Source organism: Pseudonocardia tropica, from assembly GCF_040105315.1.
In the GTDB taxonomy this organism is placed as follows: Bacteria; Actinomycetota; Actinomycetes; order Mycobacteriales; family Pseudonocardiaceae; genus Pseudonocardia; species Pseudonocardia alni.
In genome coordinates this window covers 325,311-350,182 of sequence record NZ_JBEDNP010000001.1, presented here as the reverse complement: position 1 = coordinate 350,182, position 24,872 = coordinate 325,311, and the positions used below count along the sequence as shown (strand labels likewise).

Here is a 24,872-nt window from a genome sequence, read left to right as displayed (position 1 = left end):
CCGAGCCGGTCGAGCGCAGAATCTAGGAAGTCCGCGCGGCCACGGCCAGGTCCGGCCGGGAATCGAGATCATGGTTGCGCTCAGGGCAACCGGGACTAGCGTGGCCGGGGTGCGCAACGGCCACGGGCTCGGACGCGACGTCGGGCTGCTGGAGGCGCTCGCGTCGGACGAGGCCGTGCGCACCGACGGGCTGGGCGTCACCGCCGTCGCCCGGCTGACCGGACGGGAGAAGAGCCAGGTCTCGCGCGCGCTGCGGGCCCTCGCCGACGCCGGCCTGGTCGAGCGGGACGAGGACACGCTCGTCTACCGGCTCGGGTGGCGGCTGTTCTCGCTGGCCGCGCGGGGCACCGACAGCCGGCTGACGGCCGTCGCCGAGCCGGTGCTGCACCGGCTGGCCGCCGCGACCGAGGAGACCGTGCACCTGTGCGTGCTCCGCGACGACGCGCTGCTGACCGCGCGGACGGTGTCCGGGCACTCGTTCCGCACGACGGGCTGGGAGGGCAGGCGCGCGCCGCTGCCGTGCACGTCGGCGGGCCGGGTCCTGCTCTCCGACGCGACGCCCGACGAGCTGTTCGTGCGCTTCGGCGCCGTCGAGGACCTCGTCCCGGACTACCCGGACTCGACGGTGCGGACGGTGCCGCAGCTGTGGCGGGCGATCCACGAGGCCGCCGAACGCGGCTGGGCCGAGTCGCGCGACGAGTTCGAGCCCGGGGTGTCGGGGGTGTCGTCGGCGGTGCGCGACTTCCGCGGCCGGGTCGTCGCGGCGCTCAACGTCTCGGGGCCGACCCCCCGGCTGGACGGGCGGTTCGACGAGACGGGCCGGGCGACGGCGGCCGCGGCGGCCGCGGTGTCGGCGGAGCTGGGGTGGACGCCGGGGCGTTCCGCCCCGCGGCCCCCGTGATCAGTCCTCGGCCTCGGTGCCCGACAGCGGGCGCCCCTCGGTGAAGTGCGGGACGAGGCGGTTCTCGTACATCGTCAGCGCCGACCCGATGGCCATGTGCATGTCGAGGTACTTGTAGGTCCCCAGCCGCCCGCCGAACAGCACGCCCCGGTTCGCGGTCTCCTTGCGGGCCAGCTCGCGGTAGCGGTCCAGCTTCGCCCGGTCGTCGGGGGTGTTGATCGGGTAGTACGGCTCGTCCCCGGACTCGGCGAAGCGCGAGTACTCCCGCACGATCACGGTCCGGTCCTTCGGGTAGTCCCGCTCGGGGTGCATGTGGCGGAACTCGAGGATCCGGGTGAAGGGGACCTCGGCGTCGTTGTAGTTGATCACCGAGGTGCCCTGGAAGTCCCCGGTCGGCTCGACCGACAGCTCGAAGTCCAGGGTGCGCCAGCCGAGCTCGCCCTCGGCGTGGTCGAAGTAGCGGTCCAGCGGGCCGGTGTAGACGACCGGCACGTCGGCGGGGAGCTGCTCGCGCACCGCGAAGTAGTCGGTGTCGAGGACGACGTCGATGCCGTCGTGGTCCGCCATCCGCTCCAGCCACGCGGTGTACCCGTCGGTCGGCAGGCCCTCGTGGGTGTCGTTGAAGTAGCGGTTGTCGTAGGTGTAGCGGACCGGGAGCCGGGTGATGATCGAGGCGTCCAGCTCGGTGGGGTCGGTCTGCCACTGCTTGGCGGTGTAGCCCTTGACGAACGCCTCGTAGAGCGGGCGCCCGACCAGCGAGATCGCCTTCTCCTCGAGGTTCGCGGCCTGCCCGGTCTCGACCTCCGCGGACTGCTCGGCGATCAGCGAGCGCGCCTCGTCGGGGGTGTGCGCCTTCCCGAAGAACTGGTTGATGAGCGCGAGGTTCATCGGGAACGCGTAGACCTGCTCGCCGACCCGGGCGAACACGCGGTGCTGGTAGTCCGTGAAGCTCGTGAACCGGTTGACGTAGGCCCACACACGCTCGTTCGAGGTGTGGAACAGGTGCGCGCCGTACCGGTGGATCTCGATCCCGGTCTCCGGCTCGGCCTCGGAGTAGGCGTTGCCGCCGATGTGGTTCCGGCGCTCCAGGACCAGGACGCGCTTCCCGAGGCCGTCCGCGACCCGCTCGGCCACGGTGAGTCCGAAGAACCCGGACCCGACGACGATCAGGTCGTAGCTGCTCAGGTCGTAACCGTTCAGGTCGGCACTGTCGACGCTCACGGCCATCGAGGGTAGGGCAGGCGTGATCCGGGGCACCCGGCGGCTTCGGTACCCTCGCAGACAGGTCCGAGAAGCGGACGTATCCGGCACCGTCGCGGCCCGAGGAGAAGATGGCGTGAGCTGGCTGTCCGCCGTCCCCCTCGTGGCGCTGGCCGCGGCCTGGGTCACGCTCCCGGGACTGGTCGTGGGCCTCGCCGCCGGTCTGCGCGGGATCGCCGCCTGGGGCGCCGCCCCGATGCTGTCGGTCGGCGTGATCGCCGGGTCCGCCGTCGGCGCGAGCATGCTCGGCGTGCCCTGGAGCGGGGCCGCACCGGCCACCGCGGCGGCCGCGTTCGCGCTGCTGGTGGTGGGTGTGCGACGGCTGGTGCTCCGCCGCCCGCTGCTGCCGCGGCCCACCGTGGTGCGGGCCGCCGTCGGGGAGTCGGTCCGGACGCTGCTCCGCGGCGGACCCGACCGGCGCTGGACCGGGCTCGCCGCGCTCGGCGGGCTGACGATCGCCGCGGCGCTCGGTCTGCGGGCCGTGCTGCGCGGGATGGACCGTCCCGACGCGCTGTCCCAGACCTTCGACGCGAACTTCCACTACAACGCCGTCGCCCGGATCCTCGGGACGCACGACGCGTCGTCGCTCACCGTCGGCGGCCTGGTCAACTCCCCCGGCTTCTACCCCGCGGCCTGGCACGACGTCGTCTCGCTGGTGGCGCCGCTGGCCACCGGGCCGGGCGGGATCGTCGTCGCGTCGAACGCGGTCGCACTGGTCACCACGCTGCTGGTGTGGCCGCTGTCGGTGCTCCTCCTGGTCCGCACCCTCGTCGGCCGCTCGGCCGGTGCCGCGCTGGCCGCACCGGTGCTCGCGCTCGGATTCGTCGCGTTCCCGTGGACGCTGGTCACCTACGGCGCGCTGTGGCCGAACCTGCTGGGCGTCTCGCTGGTGCCGGCCGCGCTGGCCGCGACAGCGCTCGCCGCGCGGCCGGGTCTCGGGCCGGACCCGGTGTCGCCCGCCCGGCCGGGCCCGTACCCCCCGGGACGGGTGGCGCGCTGGTTCCCGGCGGGGGCCGCCGTCGTCGCGCTGGGGTTCGCGCACCCGAACGCGCTGTTCGGCGCCGTGGTCGTCGCGGTGCCGCCGATCCTGTGGGGCCTCGCGGGCGCGGTGCGCCGCGGGCTGCGCGGCGGCGTGTGGCCCACCGTGCGCGCGGTCGTCGCGGTACCGGTCGTGCTCGCCGCGCTCGGCGGCGTCGGCTGGTTCATGTTCGTCTCCCCCGCCCTCGACGGGATCCGCGGCTACTACTGGGAGCCGGAGGTCTCGGTCACCGACGCCGTGTGGAACGCGGTGCTGCACAACCCCGAGGACAACGCACCGGCCTGGTCGATCGCGGTGCTCACGGTGGCCGGTGCGGTGTGGGCACTGCGGCGGGCCCGGACGTCCTGGCTGGTCCCGGCGCACCTGCTGGTCTGCACGCTCTACGTCGTCGGCGCCACCACGTGGTCCTCGGTGTGGACCGGGGTCTGGTACAACGACTCGCCCCGGATCGCCGCGCTCGTCCCGGTGACCGCGGCCCCGCTGGCCGCGCTCGGCCTGGTGGCGCTCTGCTCGCTGGCCCGCACCCTCGCCTGCCTGGTCCGCGACCGCCTCACCCGGGCCGCGCCCGCCGTCGCCGGGCTGCCCCGGCCCCGGGCCGCGGTGCTCGTCGCGATCGGGGTGATCGCCGTCGTCGTCACCTCGGGCGGGCTCTACCAGCGCTCGCACATCGACTCGCTCGCCGCGATCTACCAGACGCCGGAGGAGGTGCTGGTCGGCCCGGATCAGGCGCGGTTCCTGCGCGAGGCGGGCGACCTGCTGCCGTCGGACGCGGTCGTGGCGCAGAACCCGTGGGCCGGCACCGCGATGCTGTGGCCGCTCACCGACCGGCAGGTGCTGTTCCCGCACCTGACCGGGGTGTGGTCGCCGGACCAGCAGATCATCGCCGAGCGGCTGCGCGACGCGTCGAACGACCCGGCGGTGTGCGCGGCGGTCGCCGAGACCGGGACCGGGTACGTGATCACCGCGCCGCCGACGTTCTGGCAGCCGGACCCGCTGGCGCTGCAGTGGCCCGGACTCGACGACCTCGCCGACGCCGACGGGTTCGAGCTGCTCGCCCGCGACGGCGACAACGCGTTGTGGCGCATCACCGCCTGCGACGCCGGCCGGGTCGTCGGGTCCTGATCGCAGTGTGGCCGGATCGTCCGGCCTGGTACCCGACCGGGTCGGTGAGGCGGACCGACAACGGTGACATCTCACCGGTATCGTCCCGCGAGCCACCGCCTGAACACCTGCTGTAACGCGGTGGCCAAGGACCGTCGGTGCCACATCCTCGGGAAGGAGCCGCCCCCGATGGGCGCAGCGACTTGGCTCTCCGCCGCGCCCGTAGCGCTAGTCGCGGCGCTGTGGGTGGTTGTCCCGGGACTGCTGGTCCTGCGGGCATCGGGTTTGCGTGGCATCACCGTTTGGGCGGCGTCCCCGCTGCTTTCGATTACGTTGATTGCACTGTCCGCGGTAGCGGGAACTGCACTCGGTATCCCTTGGGGATCGTGGTCGCCGATGGTTCCGGCCGTGAGTCTGGCGGCCGCCGCGCTGCTGTTCCGCGGATTCGTGGCTCGGCGGCCTGCCGGCAGCGCGCTGCACCGCGGCTGGCGATCGGCACTACGCACGTGGGGACCTGGATTGCGAGCCCGCGCGGCGTGGCAGCAGCTGCGTAGCCCCCGGGGAGAGTTCGCCCGCCGGGCGGAACCACTGACGGGCGCGTTGCCAACGGCGTGGAAGACATCAGCGCAACGCCAGGGCCTCGACGGCTGGTATGGCGGGACCGCGGCTGCCATCGGGGTCGCGGTTGGCGCAGGGCTCGGGTGGGTCACCGTCGTCCGCGGCTTCGGACCGGTCGATTCCCTTTCCTCAACCTACGACGCAGTATTCCACTACAATGGTATTGCGCACATCCTGCGGACCGGCGACGCGTCATCCCTCACCCTCGGTACGATCAACAATCCCGCCGCGGCGACGGCTCTGTACCCGGCCGCGTGGCACGACCTGGTCTCGCTGGTTGCACTCGGAGCCGGAACCTCGATTCCACAGGCCGTGAACATGACCGCCTGGGCGGTGGCCGCGCTGGTGTTCCCATTGTCGGCGCTGCTGCTCACTCGGCAACTGGTCGGTCGGTCCGCAGCGGCTGCGTTTGCCGCGCCGGTGTTGGCATCCGGATTCACCGCGGCCCCCTGGATGCTCATGTCGTTCGGAGTGCTGTGGCCGAATATGATCGGCATTGCGCTGTTACCCGCTTCGATCGCAGTTCTCGCGACGCTGTTCGGCGCGGCACGAGAGTCCGCGCTACGGGTCCCGGCGGCAGCGTTGATTTTCGTCGCGACACTTCCCGGGCTCGCTTTGTCACATCCCAACGCCGTGTTCAGCCTCGCTGTGATCGGCTTTTTCCCGATACTATGGGGGCTGGGTCGACTGACTCGGTACCGTCTTTTCACGATGCGGCTCTGGCAACCAGCACTTGGCGCACTGCTGCTGTCCGCAGCAGTGACGATGACGCTCTGGCTAATGTTCTACTCGCCGCTACTTTCCGGGGTACGCAGTTTCGACTGGCCGGCTTTCACCGACACTCCTGGCGCTGTTGTCGACGTGGTCACCAACAGCATGAACCGGCAACCGGCGCTGTCCATACTCTCCGGCCTGGTGCTGGTCGGGCTGGTAGGAGCGTTCCGGCGGGTGTCGACGTCATGGCTGGTTCCCGCTCACGCGGCGTCCGGCTTTCTGTATGTGATGGCCGCGTCGCGGGAGGACGGGCTCTCCGCCGGACTGACCGGAGCCTGGTACAACGACTCCTACCGACTGGCGGCGATGGTACCGGTGACGGGTGTGCCCCTCGCCGTCATCGGTCTGCTGACACTGGCCGGACTGACCCGGCGGGTGATCGCGCTGCTGCCCCCACTGGGGCCGCTGACTCGCCGTCGGTGGTTCACCCAAGGTGTCGCTGTCACCGGGACAATCTTCGCGCTCGCATTCTCAGGCGGGATGAACATCGCGGTGCACTCCGATGTGCTGGCCGAACCGTACCAGCGTCCGGACTCCGACCGAATGCTAAATCCCGACCATCGGGAGTTTCTTGTCGAAGCGAGCAGGTTATTGCCACCGAACTCCGTTGTCGCCGAAAACCCGTTCACCGGTAACGCCCTACTGTTCGCCCTGACTAATCGGCAAGTGCTTTTCCCGCACCTGGGCGGGAACTGGACAGCGGATCAGCAAGTCATCGCGGCCCGTTTGCGCGATGCAGCGTCCGACCCGCAGGTGTGCGCCGCAGTCACAGCCACTCAGACGACTCACGTCCTGACCGGCGACGTGTCCTTCTGGCCACGAGACCCCCGCGCCGCTCAATTCCCAGGTCTGGACGGGCTTGACACGGTCGGCGGTTTCACCTTGCTCGCACAGTCCGGTGCGACACAGTTGTGGCAGATCGACGTCTGCGACAGGAAACCGATCCCGAATTCATATGATGGGTGACCGTTCACACGCCCCCGGCTGCAAGGAGCACCCCACGTGACCGACCTCCCCGAGTACGAACGTTCCCTACGCATGGTGGATCGTCGGACGCTCGCCACCGGGTTCGCCCGGCAGATCGCGATCACCACCGGACCGGCCCTCGACGTGCCGTTCCGTGATGCACGGGTGGTCGATCTCGGCTGCGGCTACGGCTACACCGCACTCGAGCTCGCGGGCCTGTGCCGGGAGGTCGTCGGCATCGAGCCGAACGGTGCGCTGGCCGCCGAGGGGACCCGGCTGGCGGCCGAGGGCGGCCGGGACAACTTCACGTTCCGTGTCCAGGGCATCGGCGACTTCGGCCACGGCGACGACGCCGGCGCCTTCGACGTGGCCGTGCTCGACAACGTCCTGGAGCACCTCGACGACCAGCCCGACGCGCTGGAGCGGATCGCGTCCTGCCTGCGGCCCGGCGGCGTCGCCTACATCCTGGTGCCGAACCGGTGGTGGCCGATCGAGGCGCACTACTCGCTGCCGTTCCTGGCGTGGCTGCCGCTGCCGCTGGCGACCCGCTACCTGCGCTGGTCGGGGCGCGGCAGCGACTACACCGACGCCAGCTACGCGCCCGGCTACCTGCGGATGCGCCGGCTGCTCGCGCGGCGCCCCGACCTCGACGCCCGGTTCACCGTGCCCGGCGACGTCAGCCTCGCCGAGGGCGGCGGGTCGCGGCTGTACTCGCTGGGGGTGGCGGCGCTGCGCCGGTTCCCGCCGCTGTGGGCGATCTCGAAGGCGTTCCTCGTCGTCGCCGTGAAGAAGCAGACCTGACCGTGACGCGACGGCTCCTCGCCGCGGCCGACCTGGTCGTCGGCCCGGTCGTCGCCGTCGGGGTCGTCGCCGCGGGGCTGCTGCTCGCGGACCGGATCACGGTCCCGGCCGGGTCGAACGTCGGGCTGGCGCTCACCGCGACCGGTGGCGCGCTCGTCGCCGCGGTGCTGGCCGCCGCCGCGTGGAGCCGGTCGCCGCTCGTCGCCGCGCCGCTGGCGTGGGTGGGGCTGGCGGCGCTGCCCGCGCTGCCGCTCACGCTGTTCCTGGCGAACACCCCGCACTACCTGTTCGGGGTCGGCGGCGACCAGCAGTTCCGGGTCGCGTTCCTGACCCGGTTCGCGGACTCGGCGCGGCTCGCGGACTTCGCCTACGCGGACATGCCGCCGTACTACCCGGCCGCGTGGTTCTGGGTCGGCGGCCGGGCCGCGGCGCTGCTGGGTGTCGACGCCTGGGCGTTCCACAAGCCGTTCTCGATCGCGACGCTGGCGGTCACCGCCGTCCTGACCTGTGCGCTGTGGGGGCTGGTGACGTCCCGTCCGCGGGCGGTCGGGGCGGCCGTGGCGACCACCCTCGCCGGGTTCGTGACGCTGGCCGCGTACTCGCCGTACTCGTGGCTGACCGCGGCGCTCGTCCCGCCGCTGGCGGTGCTCGGGCTCCGTCTGGTGCGCCGGACCGGCGGCTCGTGGGTCCGGACGGCGCTGCTCGCCGGGTTCGTCCTCGGGCTGGCCGCGGTCACCCACACCCAGATCCTGGTGTTCGCCGGGTTCGTGCTGACGGTGCTGGCCGTCGACGGCCTGGTGACGCGGACGACCCGGCCCGCGACGCTCGCGGTGACCGTCGGCGTGGTCGTCGCCGCGGCGCTGCCGCTCACCCTCGTGCACTGGCTGCCCTACCTTCTGGCCTCGGCCGGGGAACCCACCTACAGCGCGGGCCAGCACTTCCTCGCCGAGGCGGGGTCGCGCTGGCCGCTGCCGATGCTGGAGGCGACCCCGGTCGGGGCGCTGTGCCTGCTGGGCACGGTGTGGGTCGTGGCGCGGTTCCGCACGGACCCGGTCGCGCGGGCGCTGGGCGTCACCGTGGCCTGCGGCTACGCCTGGTACCTGCTGTCGACGGCGGCGCTGGCGTTCGGGAGCACCCTGCTGGCGTTCCGCATCCAGCCGATCCTCACCGCGGCACTGGCCTGCGGGGCGGTCTGGGCGGTCGCCTCACTGGCCGGCGTCCTGCGCGACCGGGGCGTCCGTGCCGGGACCTGCGCGGCGGTGGCGACGGCGCTGGCCGCGGCGGTCGTCGTCGGGCAGGTGCAGTCCGTGCCGCAGGACTACGCGTGGACCGGTGCGGCGCAGGACTACCGGCCCGACGGGACGCGGCCCGACGGCTCGCGGGATCCGGCGGATGCGAACGCCTGGCTCGGGGACCTGCGCGCGACGATCGACGGCCTGACCGGCCGGCCGCCGCGGGAGGTCGTCGTCGCGAGCGCGAACGCGACCCTGCTCAGCTACGTGCCGTACTTCGCGTTCCAGGCGTCGCAGCCGCAGTACGCGAACCCGCTCGCGGACTACCCGGCCCGCACCGACGAGGCCCGCCGGTGGGCGGCCGCGGCCGACCCGGGGCGGCTGCTCGACGCGCTGGACCGCGGCCCGGCGCGGCCGCCGTCGGTGATCGTGCTGGAGCGGTCAGCCGACGGGGCCCTGCGGCTGCCGCTGGCGCAGGACCGGTTCCCCGACCCCCGCCAGGGCACCGACCCGGCGGTGTTCGCGCCGCAGCTGTTCGACGATCCGGCCTGGCAGCGGCGCGACGTCGGCCCGTACGCGGTGCTGGTGCGGGCCGACGTCCCCCCGGTGCCCTGACGCCTCAGGCCTCGACGACGGTGATCACGTTGCCGTCCGGGTCGCGCAGCATGAACAGCCGCGGGACGCCGGGGGTGTCGTCGGTGGGCAGCGGGTCCAGGCCGGTGACGCCGAGCTCGGTCAGCCGGGCGTGCTCGGCGGCCAGGTCGGAGGTCTCGACGCCGATCGCGCTGCCACCGGGCTCGTCGTACATCGGCGGGTTGAGCGCGAGCCGCGCGGTCGAGCCGGGCGGGGCGACCTCGAGCCAGCGGTACTCGTCGTTCTCGCCGAACCGGGTGTCGCCGCGGACCTCGAACCCAAGCACGCGGGTGTAGAAGTCCAGGGCGGCGTCCTGGTCGGCGACGGTGAACATGACGACGCCGATGTTGTTCAGGGTGGTGGGGCGCTGGGTGGGTGTGCTCATGCCCGGTACGACCGGCCGGGCCCGCAGAACTCATCGTTCCGAAGCCGGCACCGCCATTCACCCGGGCGCGCCGGACCTTCCCCTCGGTTCGCCGCACCGAGATGCGATAAACCTCGTTGAACCTGGACAGGGTATCGCCAAGATCGGCGAGGAGACGGGGACCGATGACACTGAACATCCTGCTGCCCTTCTACGGGGACGCCCGGCTGCTGCGACTCGCGGTGGAGAGCGTCCGCGCCCAGCACGACCCGGCCTGGGAGCTGCTGGTGATCGACGATGCCTACCCCGATCCGTCGGCATGCTCCTGGATCTCCGACATCGGCGACCCCCGCATCCGAGTCCTGCGCAACGAGACGAATCAGGGGGCCAACGCGAACTACCAGCGTTGCCTCTCCCACGTCACCCACGACTGGTTCACCGTCATGGGGGCCGACGACGTCATGACGCCGGACTACCTCGACGTCGTGAAGGAGGCGATCGCCGCTGCGCCGGACGCTGGGATCGTCCAGCCGGGCGTCACCGTCATCGACGAGCACGGACACGACGTCGTCCCGCTGGCGGACCGAATCAAGGCGCACTACCGGCCCCGCCCGCGGGGCCGCACAGAGCTCCGCGGCGAGGAGCTCGCCACCAGCCTGCTCCGGGCCAACTGGACCTACTTCCCGTCCCTGTGCTGGCGGAAGGCTGCGCTGCCGGGACACGGATTCCGGAAGGGCCTGAACGTGGTGCAGGACCTGGCGATGATCCTGGACGTGGTCGGCGCGGGCTGGTCGATGGTGCTTGACGACCGGCCCTGCTTCCAGTACCGGCGGCACACCGGCAGCGATTCCGCGGTGAAGGCCCTGGACGGCACCCGCTTCGCCGAGGAACGGGCGTTCTTCGCGTCGACGACACGTGAGATGGACGAGCGGGGCTGGCACCGGGCAAGCCGCGCGGCCCGACGACATCTGACCTCCCGGCTGAACGCGGCGAGCCTTATGCCGGTGGCGTTGCGGACGGGCCGTTCGTCGGACCTGCGGGCGTTGAGCCGCCACCTCGTGGGGTAACCGTGTGACGCCGACCGCTGCAGGCTCCCGGCAACCATCCGTTCGGGGAACACTGTCGGCATGCTGCGTGCACCCGCCGCGGATGCGGGACCCGCCACGGATGCGCGTCCCGGGCGGCTCCGTCGCCGGCGTCCGGCGCTCGCCGTGGCCTTGGTGATCCTCGGAGCCGGGCTCTGCGCCTGCTGGTCGGTGACCGTCGACGACGCCTACATCACCTACCGGTACTCGGCGAACCTCGCGCACGGGTTCGGGCCGACGTGGAACCCCGGTCAGGACCCCGTGGAGGGCTACACGAACTTCCTCTGGATGCTCTGGCACGTCCCGTGGGTCTGGCTTGGGGTCCCGCTTCCGCTGGTCTCGAAGGTGACCTCGGCGGTCTGCGCCGCCCTGATCGGGTGGATCCTCGTCACGGAGCCACGGACGCGGGCGGGTGCCGCGGTCGCGGTCGGCGCCTTCGTGCTGTTCCTCCCCACCTGGATCCACGTCGACGGGGGACTCGAGACGGCACCCTTCGCCCTGGTGGTGCTTCGCGGGGTCGTACTGTCCGCGCGGCTGCTGCGCGACGACGACACTCCCGTGCGCCCGTGGGAGCCGCCGCTCCTGTTCCTGGTCGCCGGCATGCTGCGGCCGGACGGCATCCTGGCTCTCGCTCCCCCGCTGCTCGTCTGGGCCGTGCGGCGCCGGGAACGCCCGGGTACCTGGACCTGGCTGGGTTCGGCCGTCGTCGTCGGCGTGGCCTACACGGCCTGGCGGTGGTCGTACTTCGGTCATCCGCTCCCCAATACCTTCTACGTGAAGGTCGGGGTTGAGGCGGCAACCGACCTGCGCTGGATCACAACGACGAGCGTGCTTTTGCTCCCGCTGATCCTCCTGGCCGTCGCGGCTGCCGTACCGCGGGCGACAAGGTCGTCGGCACTGCTGGCCCTCGCCGGATGTCTCGCCCTCTACGCCGTCCCGGCCGTGACAGCGCCGGCGATGGACTACCTGTCGCGTTTCGCGTGGCACGGCTTCCCGCTGCTGTGCCTGGCCGCAGGATGGGCTCTCGACTCCGTGCGGCAGCGGGTCGTCGCCGCGGTCCTGGCCGTGCTCGCCGTCGCCTGGACCTGTACGGCGGGGTTCCTCCACCCGAACGGGCCCAGCATGGTCAACTACGGGCAGGACCTGCGCCGGGCGCACATCGCCATCGGGCTCGGCCTCGCTGACGCCGGGCTCACCCCGGACCGTCGGACCGTGGCGATGACCGACGCCGGTGCGATCCCCTACTTCTCCGGCTGGCGGGCGACGGACTACATCGGCTTGAACGACGAGCGCATCGCGCACCGGACGAGCGCGACCGACGCCCTGCTGGCCGACCGGCCGACGGTCGTCGTCGCCACGGGTCCCACCCCGAAGATGCCCCGCAGGACCTGGGGTACCGACCTGCCGCGCGTCGTCGGCGACCGCGAGCTCGTCGCCGTCACCCGGGTAAGGCCGGACTACTACGAGCAGGTCTACGCCGACCGGGATGTCGCCCCGGAGCTGCGTGCGACGATCGGACGGCGGCTCACCGAGGGTGCGGCGGTGACCGACGGCCGGTACGACCAGACCTACGACCGCTGGCTGGACCGTCTGTTCGGGTGACGCCGGCCGGTCACCAGGTCAGGAGGTGCCCGCCGAGCGCGCGCAAGGCGGCCGAGTCACGCCGAGCCAGGGCCCCCGGCAGCTGGACGGCCGCGTTCAGCCGCGAGGACAGGTGCCCGCGGGCCGCCCGGGCCGCGCGGTGCCACCCTCGCGCGTCCATCCGCCGGGCCTCGGCGCGAAAGTAGCGGCGCTCCTCGGCGAAGCGGTTGCCCGCGGCCGCGCCGGAACCGGAGTCACTGGAGCGGTGGCGCCGGTAGCGGAAGCAGACGTGGTCGTCGACCACGATCGAACCGCCCGCCACCACGACGTCCACCGGCAGGGCGAGGTCGAACACGTCCGCGGACTCGGGCACACCGACCACGCGGACCGCGTCGGTCCGCCAGCACAGCGACGGGTTGTAGAGCCAGTTCCCCCACAGCAGACGGACCGCGAGATTCTCGCCGGAGACCAGCCGCGGCCCGGTGCCGCCGGGCGCGATCATCGCCTTCACCCGGTCCGCAAGCGGACGGACGGGCTGCTCGTCGGAGTCCATGACCTCGACACCGGGCTGGACGACGGCGGCGGCCGGCCAGCGCTCGTGCAGCCGAATCACCGTGTCGAGGTAGTCGGGCAGCAGGAGGTCGTCGGCGCCCATCATCACGAAGTAGGGCAGCTCCACCAGGTCGATACAGTACCGGTTGTTGGGCTGCGCGCCGAGGCGCTCGGGGTTGCGCCGGTAGCGCACGCGGTCGTCACCGAGTGCGTCGAACCAGCGGCCGACGGACTCGTCCGGGTAGCCGTCGTCCACGACGGTCAGCCGCCAGTCGGTGCGATGCTGCTGCTGGACGCTGCGCACCGCACGTTGCAGGAGTTCGGGGTCGCCGTAGAAGGGGAGCATCACGTCGACGGTCGGCGCACGCACACGCCGACGGTAGCGACCGCCCGTCCCGCTAGGATCGCCCGGTCCCGAACGGGGCGACGCCCGCAGCGATCCGGAGCACGGCCTTGGACATCCAGAACCACTACTACGGTCACTCAGCCGTCCTGGCCGCTTACGCCGGGCTGCGCCGGCCCCGCCACATCGCAGGCCTGCTCCAGCACGGCTGGACCGCGAGTTCGCCGGTCCCGGCGCACTTCGCCGACTTCCCGCGGGTGGGGACCGACCCCCGGCAACGCCGGCTGCTGGTGTGGTCGCACGGCTGCCGGGGCTGGTCCCCCGCCGACGAGGACCGCGAGACCACGCCGGTCGGCGCGCCCCTGCTGTACCTCGAGCGGCAGCTGCGGTCGCAGGGCTGGACGCGGTCCGAGCGGCTGGGTCCGGTATTCGTCCCGTTCCACGGCACACGCCTCGCCCGGGTCACCGGTGCACACGGCGAGCTGGCCCGCCAGGTCGCGAAGGTCGACGGTCCATCGACGGTGTGCATGCACCACGAGGACCTCTCGGATCCGGAGATCACCTCGGCCTGGGCCGACGCCGGGCACACCCTGGTAACGGCCGGGCGTCGCAACGACCCCCGGTTCCTGCTGCGCATCATGCACCTGGTGGGGAACGCGAGCCGGGTGTCGTCCAACCGGCTGTCGACGGCCGTGCTGTACGCCGCCGCCGTGGGCACCCCTGCCGCGGTGTGGGGCGACCCCTTGACGTTCGGTGCTCAGTCCTCTACCGCCGTGGAGCAGCTGCGGTCGACGTGGCCCGAGTTCCACACCTATGACCCCGACGACGGGTCCCGGCCCGTCGACGGAGCAGCCGCGGCCGACAGGTCCGCCACCTCCCTGGCCCGCCGCGAGCTCGGCACGGAGTACCTGCTCGACCCGGAAGCGCTGCGGGGAGTGCTCGGCTGGGGCCGCACCCCGAGCGTTGGGCCGGGCGTGCAGTACTACTCCGCATCGCCGCTTACGAAGGCCGCGATGGTGCTGGGTCTCACGAAGCGCTCGGACGCCAGCCGGAAGGCGATGACCGAGGGCGGTATCACGACGAACCCGCTGCTGTGGCTGCGCAACCCGCTCGCGGCGCTGCCCCGGCCGCTGCCGCGGGGTCTGGCGGTCCCGGTCGCTACGGAGGAGCCGCCGCACGTGGACGAGTGGCGCGCCGCCGAGCAGCACTCGGATCCGTCCGGCGGCTGACGGTCACCCCCCGGTCGGAGCGAAGATCCGCCGCACCAGGACGAGCAGGACCACACCCAGCAGCGCGGCCAGCACGAACCGGACCGCCAGCCACAGCACGCCCTCGGACGGCAGCAGCACGCCGGCCCCGCACACGACGACGCCGACGGCCAGTGGCCCGGCCAGCACCGCCTCCCGCCAGCGGGTCGGCGACACCCGGCGGCGCAGCAGCGACGTCCCGGCCGCCAGGGCCAGGTAGATCAGCGGGAACCCGGCGGCGACGGCGGTCAGCGACCCGGTCCGGGCGAGCAGCACCGCCGCGACCACGCCGAGCACCAGGCTGAGCGGGCTCGCGAGGGCCAGCCCGCCGCTGCGCCCGGACGCGAACACCAGGTGCACGTTGGCCAGGTAGACGACGCTCACCACGGCGCCGAGCGTCGCGACCGCGGCGACCGGGACCAGCTGCTCCGGGGCGAACGAGGCCGGGGCGAGGATCCGCAGCAGGAACGGCGCGAGCAGCGCGACCCCGCCGGCCAGGGCGGCGGTGACGACGCCGACGTCGCGGGCGGTGCGTTCCAGGGCGGCGCCGCGCGCCTCGGGCGGCGTCCGGTAGATCACCGGCGCCCAGGCGTTGTTCAGTGCCGAGACGATCATGGCGGGGGCGGAGCCGAGCAGCAGCGCGATCTGCATGCGGCCGCCGTCGGCGACCCCGAAGTACCGGTTCACGATCAGCACGAGCGCGTTCTGCACCAGCAGCAGCGCGACCAGGTGCGGGACGGCGGGCAGCCCGATCCGCAGCGCCCGGCCGAAGTCACCCCGCGCGGTGCGCGGACGGCCGCCGCGCAGTGCCAGCACCAGCCCGGTCACCGCGGCGGCGAGGTAGCCGAGCAGCAGGCCGAACAGGTAGTCGTCGGCGTCGCTCGCCCGCCACGCGACGAGTGCGAGCCCGGCGAGCGGGCCGCCGAGCGTCGCCACCCCGGACATCACCACGAACGGCACCGGCCGGTCCTGCACCCGCAGGAACGCCTGGGCGTTGAGCACGACGACGAAGCCGGCGGCGGCCAGCCCGGCGAACGCGAGCCCGGCCCGCCACGGCACCGACAGCACCGGGAGGCTCCACCACGGCCCGGCCAGCACCGCGACGACGACCACCGCCAGCGACAGCGCGCTGCCCTGCAGCACCAGCGCCCGCGCGCCGTCGGTGCCGGAGCTCTCCAGGATCCCGTGCCGGGTGATCGACGACGCCAGGCCGAACCCGGCGACCATCGCACCGACCTGCACCAGGATCAGCCCGACGGCGACGACGCCGTACTCGGCGTCGCCCAGCAGCCGGGTGACGAACGGCGTGACGACGACGTTCGCCAGGATCGGGGCGACGCTGCCCAGGGTGTAGAGCGAGCCGCGCCCGAGCACCTCCCGGCTGGCGTCCACGCTCACGTCTCCCTCACGCGGAGTGCCCGAAGAACTCCCGGACCAGGGCGGCGACCCGGTCCACGTCGGTGTCGGTGAGATCGGGGAACAGCGGCAGCGAGAGCTGCTGGGAGTAGTACTCCTCGGCGTTCGGGCACAGGCCGCGGCGGTAGCCGAGGTCGGCGAACACCGGGTGCCAGTAGGCGGGGATGTAGTTGACCTGCACCCCGATGCCGTGACCGCGCAGGTGCTCGAACAGCGCGCGGCGGCGGCCGTCGAGCACGCGCAGCGGGTAGAGGTGCCAGGCGGGCTCGGCGCCGTCGCGGCGGACCGGGCTGCGGACCTCGGGCACGTCGGCGAGTGCGGCGTCGTAGCGGGCGTGGATCTCCCTGCGCCGCGCGGTGAACGCGGCCAGCCGCGTGAGCTGGGAGGATCCGAGCGCGGCGAGCAGGTCGGGCAGCCGGTAGTTCAGCCCGAAGGCGTGCACCTCCTGGTGCCACGGTCCCTCGTCGGGGAAGCGCTGCGCGTCCCGGTCGCGGACGAGGCCGTGGTTGCGGAACGACCGGGCGCCCGCGACGAGATCCGCCCGCGGGGACACGACCGCGCCGCCCTCGGCGGTGGTGAGGTTCTTCGTCGGGAAGAAGCTCAGCGTGGTCAGGTCGGCCAGGTCACCGACCGGGCGACCGTGCCAGGTGCCGCCCACGGAGTGCGCGGCGTCCTCCAGCAGCAGGGCGCCCGCCTCGTGTGCCACTGACCGCAGCGGTGCCGCGTCGATCGGGTGGCCCGCGTAGTCGACCCCGGCCACGACGGTGGTGTGCGGGGTGAGCGCGGCCTTCGCCGCGTCCGGGTCGAGGTTGCCGGTGTCGGGGCTGACGTCGGCGAACACGACGTTCGCGCCGAGCAGCGCCGCGGCGCTCGCCGTCGCCACGAACGTCAGCGGGGCGACCACGACGTCCTGGCCGGGGCCGACCCCGGCCGCGGCGTAGGCGACGTGCAGCGCCGCGGTCCCGCTGGTCACGGCCACCGCGGGGTTGCCGCAGACCGCGGCGAGGTCGTCCTCGAACCGGGTCACGGCCGGGCCGGTGGTCAACCAGTCGGTCCCGAGGACCGCCGTGACCGCCTCGACGTCGGGCGACGAGATCGACTGCCGGCCGTAGGGGAGCATCAGTCCAGGGCCTCGACCATCGCGCGCAGCTGCTCGGGCGAGAGCCACAGGTCGTTGGTGTCCGACCGGTAGGCCTGCCCGTCGGGGACGGGCTCGCCGTCGGCCGGGGAGGTGTAGCCCCAGCCGGCGATGTAGGGCTCGACGACGTAGCGGTCGGCCAGCTTGAGGGTCCGCCGCGAGTCGTCGGCGGCGATCATCTCCTCGTGCAGCTTCTCCCCCGGCCGGATCCCGATCTCGTGGGTCGCGGCGCCGGGGGCGATGGCCTCGGCGAGGTCGGTCATCCGCATCGACGGGATCCGCGGCACGTAGAGCTCGCCGCCCTGCATCGCGTCGAAGGAGTCGATGACGAACTGCACCGCGTCCGGCAGGGTGATCCAGAACCGGGTCATCCGCTTGTCGGTGATCGGAAGCGACTGGCCCTCGGCGGCGAGCTTCTTGAACAGCGGCACCACCGAGCCGCGGCTGCCGAGCACGTTGCCGTAGCGGACCACGGCGAACCGGGTCTCGTAGGCGGCCGCGTAGTGGTTCGCGGACACGAACAGCCGGTCGGCGCACAGCTTGGTGGCGCCGTAGAGGTTGATCGGGCTCGACGCCTTGTCCGTCGACAGCGCGACGACCTTCTTCACCCCGGCGTCGATCGCGGCCTCGACGACGTTCTGCGAGCCCTCGACGTTGGTCCGGATGAACTCGAACGGGTTGTACTCGGCGGTGTCCACCTGCTTGAGCGCGGCGGCGTGCACGACGTAGTCGACGCCGTGCATCGCGCGGCGCAGGCGCGGCTGGTCGCGGACGTCACCGAGGAACCAGCGCAGCCGCGGGTCGTTGTCGAACAGCGACCGGCATTCGTACTGCTTGAGCTCGTCGCGCGACAGGATCACCAGCCGGCGCGGCTCGTAGCGGTCGAGCAGGGTGCGGACGAAGGCCTTCCCGAAGGACCCCGTCCCGCCCGTGACCAGGACCGACGAGCCCTTGAGTACCGACATCACGCCTCCAGATCTGCGGAATTTCTTCCGCCCGGCATGATGGCACGCGATCGATCGGACGAATCGAAGCAGGTACGGGTGCGGGTCAACGCGGTCATCCAGGCGCGGACGGGGTCGACGCGGCTCCCGGGCAAGGTGCTCACCGACCTCGGCGGCACACCGGTGCTCGACCGGGTGGTCGCGGCCGCCCGCGCCGCCGAGGGTGTCGACCGTGTGGTGGTCGCGACCTCGACCGCCCCGGGCGACGACGCGGTGGCCGAGCGGGCCGCCGCGGTCGGTGTCCCGGTGGTGCGCGGCTCCGAGGACGACGTGCTGGCCCGCTTCGTCCAGGCCGTCGACGAGCACCCCTGCGACGCCGTGGTGCGCCTGACCGCGGACTGCCCGCTGCTCGACCCGGCGCTGGTGTCGCTGGTCGCCGCGACCTGGCGGGACGCCCCCGGCCACGACTACGTCGCGACCACCCTGGTGCGCACCCTGCCCCGCGGCCTCGACGTCGAGCTGGCCCGCACCGGCGCGCTGCGCGAGCTGGCCGGCACCGCGACCGGCCACGACCGGATCCACGTGACGTCGGGCCTCTACGGCGACCCGGAGCGGTTCCGCTGCCTCGGGCTCGTCGTCGCCCCGGCGGCCGACGACCTGCGCGTCACCCTCGACACCGCCGACGACCTGCACGCCCTGCAGGGCCTGGTGGAGGCACTGGGCGGCCGGAGCGACTGGCGGTCGGTGGTGGCGGTGCTGCGGTCGCGACCCGACCTGGTGGAGCGCAACGCGCACGTCCGCCAGAAGTCCCTCACCGAGGGCTGACCGTGCGTCTGCTGCTGCGTTGCGACGCCGGGCCGTCGACGGGGGTGGGGCACGCCGTCCGGTGTGCCGCGGTCGCCGAGGCCGCGCTGCTGTCCGGGCACGAGGTGTCCTGGTCGGGACGGCTCGACGGGCTGGACTGGCTGTGGTCCGGGCTGGTCCGGGAGCCCGGCCCCGTCCTGCCCCCGGCCGACACCGCGGGCGGGCTCGCCGCGCTGGCCCGTGAGCACCGGATCGACGCCGTGCACGTCGACCACTACCTGCTCGGCGACGACCTGCGTCCGGCCCTGCACGACGCCGGGGTCGTGCTGTCCACGGTGGAGGACTTCGCGTCCGGCCGGCGTCCCGGCGACGTCGTGGTCGACCCCAACATGGGGGCCGGGGACCACCCCCGCCCCGACGACGGCTCCCCCGTCCTGCTCCGCGGCCCCGGCTACGCCCCGCTGCGGCTGGCGGCCCGCCGTGCCCGCACCCGGCGGGCCCTGCGCACCGCCGACGGCCCCGGCACCGGGCCGCCCCGCGTGCTGGTCGTCATGGGCGGGACCGACGCCGCCGGGCTGCTGCCCCGGGTGGTCACCGCCCTCGCCGCCGCGGACGCCCCCGCCGCGGTCGACGTCGTCGTCCCCGGCGGGCGGCTCCTCGACCTGCCCACCGGCGGGCCCGCCACGTTCCGCGCGGTCCCGCCGCTGTCCGACCTGCCCGCCGCGATGGCCGAGGCCGACCTCGTCGTCAGCGCGGCCGGGACGACGGTGTGGGAACTGTGCTGCGTGGGCGTGCCGATGGCGCTGGTCCGGGCCGCGGACAACCAGACCGAGGGCTACCGGACCGTCGTCGACGCCGGTGCCGCCGCCGGGCTGGGCGGCACCGGGGACCTCACCGACCCGGCCGCGGCCGCCGCCGTGCTGCGCGCGCTGCTGACCGGCCCGGACGCCCGCGCCGCGCTCGCCGGCCGCGCCGCGACCGTCGTCGACGGCGAGGGCGCGGGCCGGGTCGTCGACGCCGTGGCCACTGCGGTGGGCACGTCCTCCGGCCGGGAGGCACGCGTCGCCGCCGAGGAGCGGGTGCTCGCCGGGGTGCTCCGCGCCCGCCGCGCCCGGCCGGACGACGCCGAGCTGCTCCTGGCCTGGCGCAACGACCCCGACACCCGTCGCTGGTCGCGCAGCCGCGACGAGGTCGGCCTCGCCGGCCACCGCCGCTGGCTCACCGGCTCGCTGGACCGCGACGACCGGCTGCTCCTCGTCGTCGACGACGTCCGCGGCCCGGTCGGCACCGTCCGCTGGGACCGCGACGACAGCGGCTGGGAGGTCTCGATCACCGTCGCCCCGGAGCGCCGCGGCGAGGGGCTGGCCGGGCCGCTGCTGCGGGCCGGGGAGGACGCGCTGCGGGCCCGGGCCGGCGCCGGGACCGCGGTGACCGCCGTCGTGCACAGCGGGAACGACGCCTCAGCCCGGCTGTTCGCCCGGGCGGGCTACGCCGAGGGCGCAGGACCCGACACCGACGACTTCCGGACCCTGCACCGCACCCTCTGACCGGAGCCGGTCACGGCGACGTCACCGGCCCCACCGCCCAGCGTCGCGTGGCAAACAGCGCGACCCCGGCAGACAACAGGTCGGCCAAGGTCACCAACACCCGCGACAACAGGGCCACGGCGACCGCCGCCCCCAGGCCGACTACGGGTGCCAGGACCACCACGAGCGTCGCTTCCCGCGCCCCCGCGCCTGCGGGCAGCACCACCGCGGCCGTCCCGACCAGCCACGCGAGGACGTAGGCACCGGTCGACAACGAGAGAGTCGCGACCGTGGCAGGGGCGCCGGCCGCGATCGCCAGGACCGCCACCTGCGCCCCGACCGCCGCCCACGACGCCATCGTCCAGAGCACTGCGCGGCCTACTCCCCGCAGGCCCAGCTGAGCCGGCAGCGGGTCCCGACGGGTGATCCGCAGCACGACCCCGATCACCCCGTTCAGTACCGGCGGGCACAGACCGACCAGCACCAGCGGCGCCAGCATGGACCACGGGAGGTCGAGCAGCAGAGCCGCGGCGAGGCCGGCCGCGGTGACCGCGGAGACGAGCACGGCAAGCAGCATCGAGGCGACCGTCTGTCGCCGGGCGACGGCATGGTCGCGGGCGAGCTCGGCGGCGGCAAGCAGGTTCCAGACGCCACCGGGCAGGTACTTGCCAACCTGCCCGACCAGGTAGACCCGCGCTGCGGCCCGGACGGGCAGCGGACTGCCCAGGCCGGACAGGACCGCTCGCCAGGCCAGAGCGGCCAGAAGCAGGTTGGCCACCGCGGCCGCGCCGGCGAGGACCAGGTCCGCCGGGGCGACGCGTTCCAGAGCCGCAAGGACCGCGACCCGCTGGTCGACGACAGTGACCACGGCGAGGGCGACGGCCGCGCCGAGGAAGCCGAACCGAACCCATCTCGATCCCGCAGCGGCGGACGTCGCGCGCAGGAGCGCGGCGGACCGACTCGAACCGGGCATCCGTTCCCCCTGGTCATCGTGGCTCCGCGACTGTAGCGACCCTCCCGAAGTGCCCCGGATCCGCTCCTCCTACGATCCACGGGTGTCCCGCACCACAGCTGCCGCCGGCACGGTCGTCGTGCTCGCAGCCTGGTGCGGAGCTCAGGTCGCTACCGGCAGCCCAGCCACGGCGACCGCTCTCTGGGTGCTCGCCGTGGCAGCGGGCTGGTTGCTCCCCGGATTCGCGGTCGTCCGAGCCACCCAGCGCGAGCCCGGTGCCCCCGCCGATGACCTGGGTTGGGCGGTTCTGGCTGGTGCCCCGCTCGCGCTGACCGGGTGGGTCGTCTGCCGGATGACGGGGCTACCCGACGCGGTGTGGGGCCCGGCGGTGACCATGCTGCTACTGGCCGCCCCGTGGTCGCGGCGGCGGATCCTTGCCCCTACCCGGGCTGCAACCGACACGTCCTCTCTCCTAGCCACCGGAGCCGTCGTCGCGTCGCTGATCGTCGCTGTCGCGTGGATGACGGGCGAGTTCCTGAGGTGGGTCCCCGCGTTCCCGGGCCGGGGGTTCGCCTATTACCCTGACGTGCTCTTCCAGCTCGCGCTGGTCGGGGAGGCCGGGCATTCGCTCCCCCCGCAGAACCCCACGGTCGCCGGTCTCCCACTGGACTACCACTGGTTCACTCATGCAGTGACCGCGCACATCGCGGCCGCGGCCCACGTAGATCCCGCCCTGGCCACCGTGCGGTTCATGCCCACCTCGCTGGTCCTGGGTACCGCGCTGGTCGTGGCGACGGTGGCCCGGCTGATCAGCGGCCGGATCTGGGCGGGACCGATCGCGGCCGCGCTGCTGCTCGTCGTCGGGGAGTCCGGCGGGACGGCGTGGCGGGCGACGGTCCCCGTGCTCTCGATGGTGCACACCAACTGGTGGGCCAGCCTCACCCAGACCTTCGGGGACCTCGTCGTAGTCGGCACAGTGGGCGTGCTGGCCGGGCTGCTGCGTGATGGCGGTCGCGCGGGCACCGTCCCGGTGGTGCTGTTGGTGCCGGTTCTGATGACTGGCGCAGGCGTGAAGTCGACCATCCTGCCGGTCGTGTTGTGTGGTCTGCTCGCCGCCTGCGCAGTGGCCGTGCTGCAGCGACGACACCGCACGGCGGTCCGGGCTGGCTCAGCAGCAGGAATCGTCGCCGTCGTACTGGTGGGCGCCACGATCCTCCTCTACGGCGGCCGCAGCTACGGCACAGTGGTGGCACCGCTGGCCGGGGCGCGGGCGTTTGCCGCAGCCCTCGTCCCGGGCCTGTCCGGCCGGATCGAAGGCGCTCCGCTCGCCACCGGGGTGACGCTGCCCCTGGCCACCACCCTGGCCCTGACCGCGTTCTGGCTCGCGGTGGGTACGGCCCGCTGGCTGGGCCTGGCCGTCCTCGTCCGCCGCCGCATCGACGACCCGGTGACCTGGCTGGTGCTGGGGACCGTGACGGCCGGGGTGATCGCGACCCTGACGGTCCGGCACCCCGGTGGCAGCGAGGCGTACTTCCTGCGCACCGTGTTCCCGGTGGGCGTCACGGGATCGGCCGCCGGCCTCACAGTGCTGTTCGCCGCTCGCCCCGGAGCACGAGAACTACCGGGCACCGCCGCGGTGGCGATGGCGGCCGCGGTCCTCACCGCCGGCGCGCTTGCGGTGCTCGCGCCGTGGCCTGCCGGGACCGAGTCCCCGACCGACCAGTGGCAGCGGGAGTTCGGCCATGCCCCGGCCCGGGCCGAGCTGGGGCAGATTCCACAGGTCTGGGCTTACGTCGGCCCGGTCGTCACAGTGTGGGCGGCGGTCTCCACGGCCGCCGTACTGACCGGCCTCGTGGTGGCGGCACGGCGCCCGGCCGCGACCGGGCGTGCGGTGGCAGTGGCGGTGCTGGTCGGCGGGGTACTCGGCACCGGCGTCGGGTCGACGTGGGGCTGGACAGTGGGGACCAGGGAGCGATCGGTGGCCGCCGCGGACGCCGCGGCCGGGCCGGACGCGCCCGGCGCCGTCACGGGCGGTCACGTCGCCGCGGCACACTGGGTTCGCGACCACGCTGGCCCGGACGACGTCGTCGCAACCAACCGCTGGTGCCGCGACGACCAGCGAACACCGGACGGATCAGTGCGCGCCTGCGCGGCCACCGCGTTCTGGGTCCCGGCCTACACCGAGCGCCGCGTGCTCGTCTCCGGGTGGGCGTACTCCGGGCCCTCGCTGGATACCGGTGCGCGCAGCACCTCCCACTACACCAGGCAGCCGTTCTGGGATCCGGCCCTGCTCGACTTGCAGGAGCGGGCCTTCGCGGCGCCCACCCCGGCGGTGCTCGGCGCCCTGCGGGAGAGGGGCGTGCGGTACCTGGTCGCTGACCGGCGCGCCGGCCCCATCGACCTGCCCGGCCTCGACTCCCTGGCCGAACGAAGATTCACTGATCCCGACGCCGTGGTCTGGTCCGTCCGATGACACCGTCTCGTCCGAAGGAGACTCCCGTGGGCGCACCAGCCGCTCCGACCCTCAGCGTCGTAGTCCCTATGTACGACGAGGAGGACGTGCTCCCGCTGTTCGTCGAACGGCTGCGCCCCGTGCTCGACGGCGCTGAAGTCGACTACGAGGTCGTGGTGGTGGACGACGGCAGCAGGGACGGCACCCCGGTCCTGCTCAGCCGCACCGCCCGGGAGTGGCCCGAGCTGCGGATCATCCGGCTCCGGGCCAACGCCGGGCATCAGGCCGCGCTGTCGGCCGGCCTCGCCCGCGCCCGTGGGGAGTACGTGGTCACCATGGACGCGGACCTGCAGGACCCGCCCGAGCTGATCCACGCCATGCTGGAGACCGCGCGACGCGACGAGGTCGACGTCGTCTACGCCGTCCGCCACGACCGCAGCTCCGACAGCCGATTCAAGCGCTCCACCGCGACCGGCTTCTACCGGGTCATGGAGAGGATCGGGACCAGCAGCGGGCCGATCGGTGCGGCGGACTTCCGGTTGATGAGCCGCGCCACCGTCAACGCCGTCAACTCACTGCCCGAGTGCCACCGGGTGCTGCGACTCGTGGTGCCAGCGCTGGGCTTCCCGGCCTCGACAGTCGAGTTCCGGCGGGCCGAACGGGCGGCGGGCAGCACCAAGTACCCGCTGACGGCGATGCTCAAGCTGACCCTCGACGCAGTCACCGGGTTCTCAACGGTCCCGTTGCGCCTGGCGACATGGTTCGGTCTGCTCAGCGGGATCGCGACGGTCGGGCTGCTGATCTACGCGCTCGGCAGCTACCTGCTCGGTCACGCCGTTGCCGGCTGGACATCGACGTTCGTCGTCGTCGCGGCGACCGCCGCAGTGCAACTGTTGTGCCTGGGCATGCTCGGTGAGTACGTCGGCCGGATGTACACCCAGATGCAAGGCCGGCCGGGGTACGCCGTCGCCTTCGACTCGCTCGCGGCCACAGCGTCGGGCGCTCCCCCGGTGCCGTCGGGCCCGACCCCGGCGCAGGAGGCCGCCGCGGTCAGGAGCGCCGACCGGGAGACGGGGCAGATCGCGGTTCTGCCGTGACGCAACCCGCACGGCACACCTCCGGCACGCCGCTGTGACCTACCCT

At 73.3% G+C, this 24,872-nt stretch carries 19 protein-coding genes; 12 read left to right on the top strand and 7 right to left on the bottom strand.

What is annotated here, in order from left to right; all coding sequences use genetic code 11:
• Positions 1 to 109 precede the first annotated feature (109 nt).
• The gene (locus WHI96_RS01685; protein ID WP_345648207.1) at positions 110 to 901 is read left to right on the top strand and encodes an IclR family transcriptional regulator; all 792 of its coding nucleotides are present in this window, start codon (positions 110 to 112) and stop codon (positions 899 to 901) included.
• On the opposite strand, the gene glf is transcribed toward WHI96_RS01685, so the two are convergent.
• On the bottom strand, positions 902 to 2,128 hold the full coding sequence (glf, locus tag WHI96_RS01680; RefSeq protein WP_345648204.1) for a UDP-galactopyranose mutase: 1,227 nt from the start codon (positions 2,126 to 2,128) through the stop codon (positions 902 to 904).
• Positions 2,129 to 2,237: 109 nt separating this feature from the next.
• Between glf and WHI96_RS01675 the strand changes: the two genes are divergently transcribed.
• From WHI96_RS01675 to WHI96_RS01660, 4 genes are all read left to right on the top strand, one after another.
• Complete coding sequence (locus tag WHI96_RS01675) at positions 2,238 to 4,322, top strand: DUF6541 family protein (RefSeq protein WP_345648201.1); 2,085 nt, start codon at positions 2,238 to 2,240, stop codon at positions 4,320 to 4,322.
• 168 nt (positions 4,323 to 4,490) lie between these two features.
• Positions 4,491 to 6,659 (top strand): DUF6541 family protein, encoded by a 2,169-nt coding sequence (locus WHI96_RS01670; protein ID WP_345648198.1) that lies wholly within the window; start codon positions 4,491 to 4,493, stop codon positions 6,657 to 6,659.
• A gap of 36 nt (positions 6,660 to 6,695) precedes the next feature.
• Positions 6,696 to 7,460 carry a class I SAM-dependent methyltransferase gene (locus WHI96_RS01665; RefSeq protein WP_345648195.1) on the top strand — a complete coding sequence of 255 codons (765 nt, stop codon included), beginning with the start codon at positions 6,696 to 6,698 and terminating at the stop codon, positions 7,458 to 7,460.
• Positions 7,461 to 7,462: 2 nt separating this feature from the next.
• Positions 7,463 to 9,307, top strand: coding sequence for an arabinofuranosyltransferase (locus WHI96_RS01660; RefSeq protein ID WP_345648192.1), 1,845 nt, complete (start codon positions 7,463 to 7,465; stop codon positions 9,305 to 9,307).
• Between the two features lie 4 nt (positions 9,308 to 9,311).
• Here the strand turns inward: WHI96_RS01660 and WHI96_RS01655 are convergent, their stop codons facing one another.
• Positions 9,312 to 9,710 carry a VOC family protein gene (locus WHI96_RS01655; protein ID WP_345648189.1) on the bottom strand — a complete coding sequence of 133 codons (399 nt, stop codon included), beginning with the start codon at positions 9,708 to 9,710 and terminating at the stop codon, positions 9,312 to 9,314.
• Positions 9,711 to 9,874: 164 nt separating this feature from the next.
• On the opposite strand from WHI96_RS01655, the gene WHI96_RS01650 reads away from it, so the two are divergent.
• Positions 9,875 to 10,756: a glycosyltransferase family 2 protein gene (locus tag WHI96_RS01650; protein WP_345648187.1), complete on the top strand. Its 882-nt coding sequence runs from the start codon at positions 9,875 to 9,877 to the stop codon at positions 10,754 to 10,756.
• Positions 10,757 to 10,909: 153 nt separating this feature from the next.
• A complete protein-coding gene (locus WHI96_RS01645; protein ID WP_345648185.1) occupies positions 10,910 to 12,376 on the top strand; it encodes a DUF8728 domain-containing protein in 1,467 nt (488 codons plus the stop codon).
• A 10-nt stretch (positions 12,377 to 12,386) separates the two neighbouring features.
• On the opposite strand, the gene WHI96_RS01640 is transcribed toward WHI96_RS01645, so the two are convergent.
• Positions 12,387 to 13,277, bottom strand: coding sequence for a glycosyltransferase family 2 protein (locus WHI96_RS01640; RefSeq protein WP_345648183.1), 891 nt, complete (start codon positions 13,275 to 13,277; stop codon positions 12,387 to 12,389).
• A gap of 83 nt (positions 13,278 to 13,360) precedes the next feature.
• Here WHI96_RS01640 and WHI96_RS01635 point away from each other — a divergent pair, with 83 nt between their 5' ends.
• The gene (locus WHI96_RS01635) at positions 13,361 to 14,479 is read left to right on the top strand and encodes a hypothetical protein (protein ID WP_345648180.1); all 1,119 of its coding nucleotides are present in this window, start codon (positions 13,361 to 13,363) and stop codon (positions 14,477 to 14,479) included.
• 3 nt (positions 14,480 to 14,482) lie between these two features.
• Here WHI96_RS01635 and WHI96_RS01630 read toward each other — a convergent pair whose 3' ends face one another.
• From WHI96_RS01630 to pseB, 3 genes are read right to left on the bottom strand one after another with little or no spacing between them, the layout of a single operon-like run.
• Positions 14,483 to 15,889, bottom strand: a complete 1,407-nt coding sequence (locus WHI96_RS01630) for a lipopolysaccharide biosynthesis protein (protein WP_345648177.1) — start codon at positions 15,887 to 15,889, stop codon at positions 14,483 to 14,485.
• Positions 15,890 to 15,902: 13 nt separating this feature from the next.
• Positions 15,903 to 17,033: a DegT/DnrJ/EryC1/StrS family aminotransferase gene (locus WHI96_RS01625; RefSeq protein WP_345648174.1), complete on the bottom strand. Its 1,131-nt coding sequence runs from the start codon at positions 17,031 to 17,033 to the stop codon at positions 15,903 to 15,905.
• A complete protein-coding gene (gene pseB, locus WHI96_RS01620; protein WP_345648172.1) occupies positions 17,033 to 18,016 on the bottom strand; it encodes a UDP-N-acetylglucosamine 4,6-dehydratase (inverting) in 984 nt (327 codons plus the stop codon). Before pseB ends, WHI96_RS01625 begins: the two co-directional genes overlap by 1 nt.
• 78 nt (positions 18,017 to 18,094) lie before the next feature.
• Here pseB and WHI96_RS01615 point away from each other — a divergent pair, with 78 nt between their 5' ends.
• Together WHI96_RS01615 and WHI96_RS01610 are read left to right on the top strand one after the other, a co-directional pair.
• Positions 18,095 to 18,820 carry a cytidylyltransferase domain-containing protein gene (locus WHI96_RS01615; RefSeq protein ID WP_345648169.1) on the top strand — a complete coding sequence of 242 codons (726 nt, stop codon included), beginning with the start codon at positions 18,095 to 18,097 and terminating at the stop codon, positions 18,818 to 18,820.
• A gap of 2 nt (positions 18,821 to 18,822) precedes the next feature.
• On the top strand, positions 18,823 to 20,346 hold the full coding sequence (locus tag WHI96_RS01610) for a GNAT family N-acetyltransferase (RefSeq protein ID WP_345648167.1): 1,524 nt from the start codon (positions 18,823 to 18,825) through the stop codon (positions 20,344 to 20,346).
• Between the two features lie 10 nt (positions 20,347 to 20,356).
• On the opposite strand, the gene WHI96_RS01605 is transcribed toward WHI96_RS01610, so the two are convergent.
• Positions 20,357 to 21,298, bottom strand: coding sequence for a lysylphosphatidylglycerol synthase domain-containing protein (locus WHI96_RS01605; RefSeq protein WP_345648164.1), 942 nt, complete (start codon positions 21,296 to 21,298; stop codon positions 20,357 to 20,359).
• A 565-nt stretch (positions 21,299 to 21,863) separates the two neighbouring features.
• Here WHI96_RS01605 and WHI96_RS01600 point away from each other — a divergent pair.
• Positions 21,864 to 23,750 carry a hypothetical protein gene (locus tag WHI96_RS01600; RefSeq protein WP_345648161.1) on the top strand — a complete coding sequence of 629 codons (1,887 nt, stop codon included), beginning with the start codon at positions 21,864 to 21,866 and terminating at the stop codon, positions 23,748 to 23,750.
• Complete coding sequence (locus tag WHI96_RS01595; RefSeq protein ID WP_345648158.1) at positions 23,747 to 24,826, top strand: glycosyltransferase family 2 protein; 1,080 nt, start codon at positions 23,747 to 23,749, stop codon at positions 24,824 to 24,826. The genes WHI96_RS01600 and WHI96_RS01595 overlap by 4 nt, the downstream gene beginning before the upstream one ends.
• Positions 24,827 to 24,872 lie beyond the last annotated feature (46 nt).